Annotated in this window: 7 protein-coding genes and 1 pseudogene; 4 read left to right on the plus strand and 4 right to left on the minus strand. The window is 66.5% G+C overall.

The window, feature by feature from the left end; translation table 11 throughout:
• Window positions 1-150: 150 nt before the first annotated feature.
• Both QOD90_RS17285 and QOD90_RS17290 read left to right on the plus strand, forming a co-directional pair.
• Complete coding sequence (locus QOD90_RS17285) at window positions 151-1332, plus strand: acetyl-CoA hydrolase/transferase C-terminal domain-containing protein (protein WP_526351866.1); 1182 nt, start codon at window positions 151-153, stop codon at window positions 1330-1332.
• Window positions 1333-1347: 15 nt separating this feature from the next.
• Window positions 1348-2259: an SDR family NAD(P)-dependent oxidoreductase gene (locus tag QOD90_RS17290; protein WP_526351854.1), complete on the plus strand. Its 912-nt coding sequence runs from the start codon at window positions 1348-1350 to the stop codon at window positions 2257-2259.
• A 70-nt stretch (window positions 2260-2329) separates the two neighbouring features.
• On the opposite strand, the gene QOD90_RS17295 is transcribed toward QOD90_RS17290, so the two are convergent.
• The 4 genes from QOD90_RS17295 to QOD90_RS17310 form a co-directional block, all read right to left on the minus strand.
• Complete coding sequence (locus QOD90_RS17295) at window positions 2330-3178, minus strand: type IV toxin-antitoxin system AbiEi family antitoxin (RefSeq protein ID WP_526351856.1); 849 nt, start codon at window positions 3176-3178, stop codon at window positions 2330-2332.
• Window positions 3179-3266: 88 nt separating this feature from the next.
• Window positions 3267-4208, minus strand: coding sequence for a VOC family protein (locus QOD90_RS17300; RefSeq protein WP_526351858.1), 942 nt, complete (start codon window positions 4206-4208; stop codon window positions 3267-3269).
• Complete coding sequence (locus QOD90_RS17305) at window positions 4208-5419, minus strand: CaiB/BaiF CoA transferase family protein (RefSeq protein ID WP_526351860.1); 1212 nt, start codon at window positions 5417-5419, stop codon at window positions 4208-4210. The genes QOD90_RS17300 and QOD90_RS17305 overlap by 1 nt, the downstream gene beginning before the upstream one ends.
• 23 nt (window positions 5420-5442) lie before the next feature.
• On the minus strand, window positions 5443-6930 hold the full coding sequence (locus tag QOD90_RS17310; RefSeq protein ID WP_526351862.1) for an aldehyde dehydrogenase family protein: 1488 nt from the start codon (window positions 6928-6930) through the stop codon (window positions 5443-5445).
• A gap of 112 nt (window positions 6931-7042) precedes the next feature.
• Between QOD90_RS17310 and QOD90_RS17315 the strand changes: the two genes are divergently transcribed.
• Window positions 7043-8248, plus strand: coding sequence for an acyl-CoA dehydrogenase family protein (locus QOD90_RS17315; RefSeq protein WP_526351864.1), 1206 nt, complete (start codon window positions 7043-7045; stop codon window positions 8246-8248).
• 31 nt (window positions 8249-8279) lie between these two features.
• A pseudogene (locus tag QOD90_RS17320) lies at window positions 8280-8518 on the plus strand (acyl-CoA dehydrogenase family protein); the annotation flags it as partial.

Raw genomic sequence — 8518 nt, forward strand, 5'->3', positions numbered from 1 at the left:
ATTTTGGGCGGCACCAGCGAGATTCAGCGCAACATCCTGGGCGAGCGGGTGCTCGGGCTTCCCAAGGAACCGCGATGAGCGCTTGCGCGAAGAGCAGAGTGCGCCGATGAGCGCTTGCGCGAAGAGCCGACCAGCACGGTGAATGACCCTCTGACTGCGGCGGGGTTCACGCGCGCCTTGCGTGCCGAGCTGCGCCCAGGACTGACGGTGGCACTCGGCGACGGCGTCGGCGTGCTGCGCTGCCTCGATGATGGCACTTCGGTCGGAGCGGTGCTCAGCGAGGTGGCACGCGAGATCGGGTCGGTGACACTGATTCTCGGCTGGCTGCCCGCTCCCGTGGACGGCCTCGATCCCGACGCGTTCGCCGAAGTGATTGCCCTGATGCCGGGTTGGGGTGTGCGCGACGTGTTGCGCAGCCCCAAGGCCCGTTTTCTACCGACGCGGCTCGCGGCAATCCCCGCCCTGTTGACCGACGTGTTGCGCCCCAGCGTGCTGATCACCCGGCTGGTTCAGCGCAAGGGCACCCTGCACTTCGGCAGCGAGGTGTCATGGCAACGGACCGTATTCGACGGCGGCGCACGCACTCTCGGCGTGATCGACAGCAACGCGCCGTCCGCGGCGTCCGGGCCGGTACTCGAACCCTCGGAGGTAGAGGTGCTCGGCACCGTGCGTGGCGGACTGGTGCGAGCACCTGATCGCGACCCAGAGCCGATCCACGATGCGCTCGCTGACGAGGTTCTGCGGCTGGTTCCGGAAGGAACGCGTCTGCAGTACGGACCGGGGCAGCTCGGCACCGCTTTGCTGCGCCGTGCGCGGGTGCCGTTGCGCATCGACACCGGCATGCTCACCGACGCCGTCGTCGACCTCGATCGAACCGGCCTGCTGGTGGGCACCCCGTCGGCTACCTACCTGTTCGGCAGCGAGGTCCTGTACGACTGGGCGGACGGCCGCCGGATCCTGCACGGCATCGAGCACACTCACGACCTCACCCGTCTGTCGCACGGCGTGCCGCTGATCGCAGTGAACACCGCCATCGAGATCGACCCCGACGGTCAGATCAATGTCGAGGGTGTCGGTGACAAGGTGTTCGGCGGAATCGGCGGACACCCCGACTTCTGTGTGGCCGCCAGGACTAGCCGCGGCGGACTGTCGATCATCGCCGTTCCGTCGAGGGTCAACGGGCGTTCGCCGCTCGTCGAGCACCTCAGTCGGCCCGCCTCGACACCTGCTCACGACGTCGACGTGATCGTCACCGAGCGCGGACACGTCGATCTGCGCGCTGCCGACTGGACGCAGCGCCGCGCGCTGATCACCCAATTGTTCTCGGAATGAAGGAGCTAACGAGCGATGCCTGAAGGTCCGTTGACCGGCAAGGTCGTCCTTGTCACCGGCGGTGGGCGCGGCATCGGCCGCGGCCACTGCCTCGAACTGGCGCGACAGGGGGCGGCCGTCGTCGTCAACGACCCCGGCGTCGGCCGCGACGGCGCCAGTGGTGACGGTGCAGGTCCCGCAGCGGACGTCGTCGCCGAGATCGAGGCGGCAGGGGGCACGGCCTTGGCGCACACCGGTTCGGTGTCGACCTGGGACGACGTCGCCGACATGATCTCCACCACCGTCGGCACCTTCGGGACGCTGACCGGCGTGGTGAACAACGCGGGAATCCTGCGCGATTCCATGGTCGCCGCCTACTCCGAGGCCGACTGGGACGCCGTGATCGCCGTGCATCTCAAGGGCACCTTCGCCGTCACGAAGCACGCGTGCGAGTACTGGCGCGCACAGTTCAAGGCGGGTAACCGGATTGACGCGCACGTCGTCAATACGGTCTCGGGTGCCGGGCTGTGGGGCAACGTCGGGCAGAGCGCCTACGGCGCAGCCAAGGCGGCCATCGCCAACTTGACGGTGGTCACCGCACTGGAGGCACAGCGCTACGGCGTTGCGGTGAATGCGATCTCCCCTCTCGCGATGTCCCGGATGACCGCGGAAGTCTTCGGCGGTCGTGCCGATGATCCCGCGCTGGACCCCGCCAGGAGCTCCGCCGTGGTGGCGTGGTTGCAGTCGGCGCAGTCGTCCTGGCTAACGGGACAGATCCTGCGGATCAACGGCGACAAGCTCACCCGCATCGAGGGGTTCACCGAAGCGCGCGGCGCCTACCATGCCAAAGATGGTGTTTCACTGTCGTTCTCGGAGATCGGTCAGGCCGTCAGCTGGCTATATGGCACCTCGCCGCGGGGGCTGGCCGGGCCGCTGCCGACCGAGTAACCAGCCGAAACTGCAACTGCCGCGGAGAAGTTCGAGTAGACCGCACGGTGACTTCAGTTTCGTTGTTCACTCAGGGTTTCCAGCCGCGCTCCACCATTGCCCGGTAGGTGCGGGCGACGACGTCGGCGTCGCGGTCCTCCTTGATGACTCGTGTGACGTCCCAGCCGAGGCGTTGGAGGATGGGCCAGACTCTGAGGTCCTTGACGTACTGCAAGCGATCCGTGCGGTGTTGATCCCCGTCGTACTCGGCGGCGACCATGAACTCCTCCCACCCCATGTCGAGTGTGCGGACGTGGCGCCCACGTTCATCGACGACGGGGATCTGCGTGGTGGGCCTGGGAAAGCCGGCGTCGATGTACAAGAGGCGCAGCCGAGTTTCCCTCGGGGACATCGCGCCGCCGTCGACCAGCGGGAGCAGTTCGCGTAGGCGGCGCACCCCGCGGGCGCCAGGGTAGCGCTTGTCCAACAACATCACGTCTTCGATCGAGAACGGACGGGCACGCATGAGCGCATCGAGTCGTGCGAGGGCCTGGCCGCGATCGAGGTGCCGCCCTAGGTCGAGCGCGGTCCGCGCGGGAGTGGTAACCGGCAGCATGCCGATGTGCATCTTCTCGTCGTCGACGATGGTCTCGTTCCTCGCCACGATGCCCCGCGGAGGATGGGTGTAGTTCAGGAGCAACTCGATTGGCACGTCGTCGTCGACCCACTCCGCACCATGCAACGCAGATGCAGCTACACCCGCGATGACGGCCCTCCTCCTCGACCACAGCCACGCACCGTGTGTACGTTCGCGGACCGTGGCGGCATGCTTTTTCGGAACGTAGACGTCGCGAAAGATCGGCCGATGCCAGCGCCGCAGTGCGTACTCGGTGAGGTCACCGTTGGCAATCGCCTCAGTGCCCCGGAAGACCTCCCCCATGCGCCCACGCTGACATACCTCACCGACATGTCACCGAAACTGCAGCTACTGCTCGAAAGATCGAGTGACGGTCGCGGTAGTTTCAGCCTCAGCGGCTGAAGAAGCTCAGCGGTCGCTCGACGAACTCGAACACCACGCCGTCGGGAGAGCGCAGGAACGAGATGTAGAGTCCTTCGATCTTCGTGCCGGGCAGCGGGCACCACACCGGCTCGCCCATCACCTCGACGAAGTCCGGCACCAAACTCATTGCTTTCTCCGTGTTTTCGACCCGTAAGGCGCACCTATAGAGACCCTGACGGTTACCGCCCCACTGAACCGGCTCCTGGCCGCGGGTGTCCGGATGCTGCACGACGGCGAGGCTGAACTGGTGGGCATCCTCGGCCAGCGCGTACCGCGCCACCACGCACTCCACCGGATCAGACGACCCGCCGGGCGCGAGTTGCTCGCCGGCCACCTTGGCCGACGCAGGCGCCGCCACCTCGGCGAAGCCGATGCCGGTGAGGAACTCGCCCGTCGCGACCGCGTCGATGGCGGCGATGCGGACTCCGGAGAACAATGCGCCCGGCTTGTCGCTGGGGGCTTCGGCAATTTCGATGACGACGCCATCGGGGTCGCTTGCGAGCACCGATCTGGCTCCCGAAATGAGACCGTCGACGGGTTCGCTCACCGCGACACCGCCCTCGCGCAGCACCGGGACGGTGGCGTCGAGGTCGGCCACGGTGAGCAGCGCCGACCGAATACCTGGGCGAGTGGGATCGCCGCTCGGATCGCGTTTCAGCGACGGGCTGCTGTACGCGATGGCCTCAAGGGCGCACCCGCCTCGTCCGCCGCGGGAGTCATAGAGAAACGACGTCTCGCAATATGTTTCGCCATCAAGCCCCAGGATGCTGCCGTCGGTCGCAACTGTGGGATCGGTCCGCATGCGGGCCGACAGGCCCAGTTTCGCGGCGTACAGCCCCTCGGTGGCATCCAACGAGTCGCAGTTGAGATTGACGTGCAGGAAGCGCCGAGCGAGGTCCTCGGACCCCACTACAGCACCACCGAGTCGATCTTGAACTGGATGATCTCGTCCTCGCTGAAGCCGAGTTCGGCGAGCAACGCATCGGTGTGCTCGCCATGCTCGGGGGCCCGGTCCAGGTCCAGCGGCGCCTCGTCGTACTGAACGGGGCTGGCAGCCAAGGCGAACTCGATGCCGCTCGTGTTGGTCGCACGCGGTAGGTACCCGTTGGCGATCACCTGGGGATCACTGTGCACCTCGTGCGCGGTGTGCATGACGTCCCACACCCCGTCGAATCCGGCAAAGGCCTTCTCCCAGTGGGACAGGTCCTCGGATTCGAAGGCCGATCGGATCTCGGCGATGCACTCCTTGCGGTTGCCGAATCGTACTGCCGCGCTGGTGAACCGCTCGTCGGCGATCAGATCAGTGCGGCCCAGCCGGGTGCAGAAGTCCGACCAGAACCGGTCGGCCTGCAGCAGCACGAACGCGATGAACCGGTTGTCACGGGTCTTGTAGATGCTGGCCACCGGGTTCGGCATGTCATCGAGGTTGAACTTCGGAATGTCCTGACCGGTCACACCCGACCCGACGATGTCGGGTCCGAGCTGCCAGATCGCGGCGTTCAGCAGTGAGACGTCCACGACCGACGGTTCGCCGGTGCGCTCGCGTTTCACCAGTGCCGCGGCGATGCCACCTGCGATGGCCAGGCCGCCGTAGGAGTCGCCGAAGGCCGGTCGCTGAATCGGTGGATACGACCCCGCACCGTCGGAGTACGCATCCCCGATGCCGCCACGCGCCCAGTACGCCGCGAGGTCGAAGCCGCCCTGTGACGCCAGGTCCCCCTTGGTGCCGTAGCCGTGGCCGCGGGCGTAGATGATCTTGGGGTTGCGCGCCCGCACCTGCTCGACGTCGATCCCCATGCGCGCACGGGAATCCGGTAGGAGATTGGTGACGAAGACGTCCGCGGTCTCGATCAACTTCATCAACAGTTCGAGGCCCTCCGGGGAAGAGGTATCCAGCCCGATGCTGCGCTTGCCCCGGTTGGGTTGCTCGACGAAGTGATTCACTCCCCCAGCGCCGGTAACGAGGCCGGAGCTGATCAATCCACGCTGAGGGTCGCCCGTTTCGGGGTGCTCCACCTTGATGACATCGGCGCCCCAGTCGGCGAGTACGGCGCCGGCGGCGGGAACGAACGTCCACGCCGCCAACTCGACGACACGGATTCCGCTGAGAATGTCTGACATCAGTTCCTTCGGTTCGCTTAGATCTAGTACGCGATGACTTTGGTCTGCAGGTGCTGCTCGAACCCCTCGGCGCCGTTCTGCCTGCCGATGCCGCTCATCTTGTAGCCGCCGAAGGGGGCGTCCGCGCCGTAGAAGATGGCGCCGTTGACGTTCACCGATCCGGTGCGGATGCGCCGGGCCACGGCCATCGCTCGTTCGGGGTCGCCGAGCACGGTTCCGGCCAACCCGTAGATCGAGTTGTTGGCCATTTCCACGGCGCCGTCGTCTCCGCCGTCGTAGGGGGTGATCGTGACGACGGGTCCGAAGATCTCCTCCTGGAACACGCGGTGCTCGGGGCTGACGTCGGCGAGAATGGTTGGTGCAACGAAGTATCCGCGGTCCAGCCCATCGGGCTTGCCGCCGCCCACGGTGACCCGGGCGCCCTGCTCCTTGGCGACCCTGATGTATTCGAGCACCCTGTCGCGCTGCTTGGCCGACACCAGCGGCCCGCAGAAGTTCGCGGGATCGGTGGGATCGCCGACGGTGACGGCTCCGAACGTGGCGGTGGCCAGCTCGACGGCCTCGTCGTAGTTCTTGCGTGGCACCAGCATTCGGGTGGTCAGGGCGCAACCCTGGCCAGAATGCATGAGAGCCCCGATGCAGCCGGGCACGGTCGTCGACAGGTCGGCATCCTCGAGCAGCAGGTACACCGACTTGCCGCCCAGCTCCATCAGGTTGCGCTTCATGGTTGCGGCGCTCAGCCGACCGATCAGCTCCCCCACCGCGGTCGAGCCGGTGAAGGAGATCATGTCCACGCGCGGATCGGTCACCAGACGCTGGGCGACCTCGTTGTCGGACGCCGTCACGATGTTGACCACCCCGGCAGGGATGTCGGTCTTCTCGGCGATGATCCGGCCCCACCGCAACGCCGTCCATGGCGTCTCGATGGGCGCCTTGAGCACCATCGTGTTGCCGGTGGCCAGAATTTGGCCCACCTTGTTGCTGATGATCTCAATCGGGAAGTTCCACGGCGTGATCGCCCCGACGACTCCCATGGCCTCCTTGACCACGACGCGGTTGTACGGCACCCCCATCAGGGCTGCCTCGTCGAGTTGCCGCTCCCAGGCGAACTCGGAGATGTACTTCGCGGGCCACCTGATGCCGTCGGCGAGCGGCCACTCCAACTGGGCGATGTAGGTCATCCCCATCGGCGCGCCCGCCTCGGCGACCACCTCGGCGCGCATGTCCTCCTTGTCCTGCTGCAGCGCGTCGTGCAACTGCATCAGGCAGCGCTGGCGGAACGCGTGGTTGGTCGACCAGTCAGTCGTGTCGAAGGCGCGCCTGGCAGCCGCGATCGCCGCGTCCATGTCCTCGGCTCCGGCGTCGGCGGTGACGCCCAGCACCTCCTCGGTGGCCGGGTTGAGGTTGTCGGCGGTCTTGCCGGACGACGACTCACGCAATTGGCCGTCGATGAACAGCCGGGTCTCGGGATTGAAGTTGACGGTGGCGGCGGCGACGGGTGATGCCGTCATTGGCGGTCCCTCTCACAGAAGTGGCAGTGTGGGTTACTGTACCTTTTTATAGATAACTGTTTAGCGGATTAGGCCCGAGCGGTCGAATCCCGACCCATGAAGGGGGAACGGGTTGTCCGCCCCTGTCGACAGCGCCGTAGCCGGCCGTCACGACGAGTATGTCTCCCGAGTCGCGACGTACCGCGAGGAATTCCGCCATTGGCTGCACGAACTGGACTGGGCCGACGAGTGGCGTTCTGCGCACTTCGACACCGCAGAGGACGAGCTTGCCTATCACGCCACGGTCCTGTCCCGCCTCTACGACGCCGGCTGGAATCGCTACGGCTGGCCCGAGGCGGTAGGCGGCTTCGGTGGCACCGAGATCCACCGCGCGGTCTACTTCGAGGAATTGGCCGCGGCGATGTTGCCCGTGCCCGAACAACACTGGACGCTGGAGGTGATTGGGCCCGCTCTCCACCAGTACGCCCCCGACCTGGCCGCTGAGTACCTGCCGAACTATCTCAGCGGCGCCGAGTGGTGGGGGCAGTGCTTCTCCGAGCCGGAGTCGGGTAGCGACCTGGCCGGCTTGCGGTGCCGGGCAGCCGACGACGGCAGCGGCGGGTTCGTGGTCAACGGGCAGAAGATCTGGACCAGCCAGGGTCCGACAGCGACGCGCTTCCTCCTGCTGGCCCGCACCGGCACACCCGAGAGCAGACACCGCGGTCTGAGCACCTTTCTGGTCGACGCCGACACACCTGGCGTCACCGTCCGCCCGATAGCGCTGGCCAGCGGCCGCCGGGAACTGGCGGAAGTCTTCTTCGACGACGTCCGGGTGCCGCACGACCGCCTCATCGGTGACGTCGGGGCGGGCTGGGGCGTGGTCATGTACCTGATGCAGTACGAGCGCGGCATGTACGGCTATGCGGTGCTGACTACGGCCTTGACCGAGTTGGGCCGGCTGCGCAGCGAGATGGCCGAGCACGGTGCATCGTCAGCCAACCGCGAGCGCTTCGCTCGGATCTACGTGGCAGTGGTGGCCGCCCAGGCGCGCGGCGCGACAACGGTTCGCGCGCTGGCCGAAGGCCGGATGGTGGGCCCGGGCAGCAGTATCGACAAGCTGCTCGTCGGCCGCGCGGAGAAGGACATCAACGACCTGATCCTCGACGCTCGACGGGACTGGATGATTGCGGGCACCGGGCCCGAGGGTCCCAAGGAACTCAATGCCGCCCGCGCCAAGTGGTGGTACACCCGCGCGGCAACCATCATGGGCGGTAGCGCCGAGGTTCAACGGGGAATCATCGCCGACCACCTCTTGGGCCTGCCAAAGGAGAAGCGGTGATGAGCGCTTGCGCGAAGAACGGACAACCGTGATGAGCGCGCCCGACGAGTCGTGGCCGATGATCGAAGAAGCCGTCTTTCGGCTGTTCGGCGAGTTGGCCGCGAAGAATCCCGGCGAACACGTGGCGATCGGACCGCCGCTCGAGGAGCTCGGATGGTCCGACATCGAAACCGAGTACCCGATCGAAGCCTGCGAGTTACTGTTCCGCGCTCAGGGCCGGTCACTGCTCAACTCGGACTGCCTCGACAGGGTCATGCTGGCCGAACTGGC

Source organism: Mycobacterium sp. (assembly GCF_032161845.1).
Lineage (GTDB): Bacteria > Actinomycetota > Actinomycetes > Mycobacteriales > Mycobacteriaceae > Mycobacterium.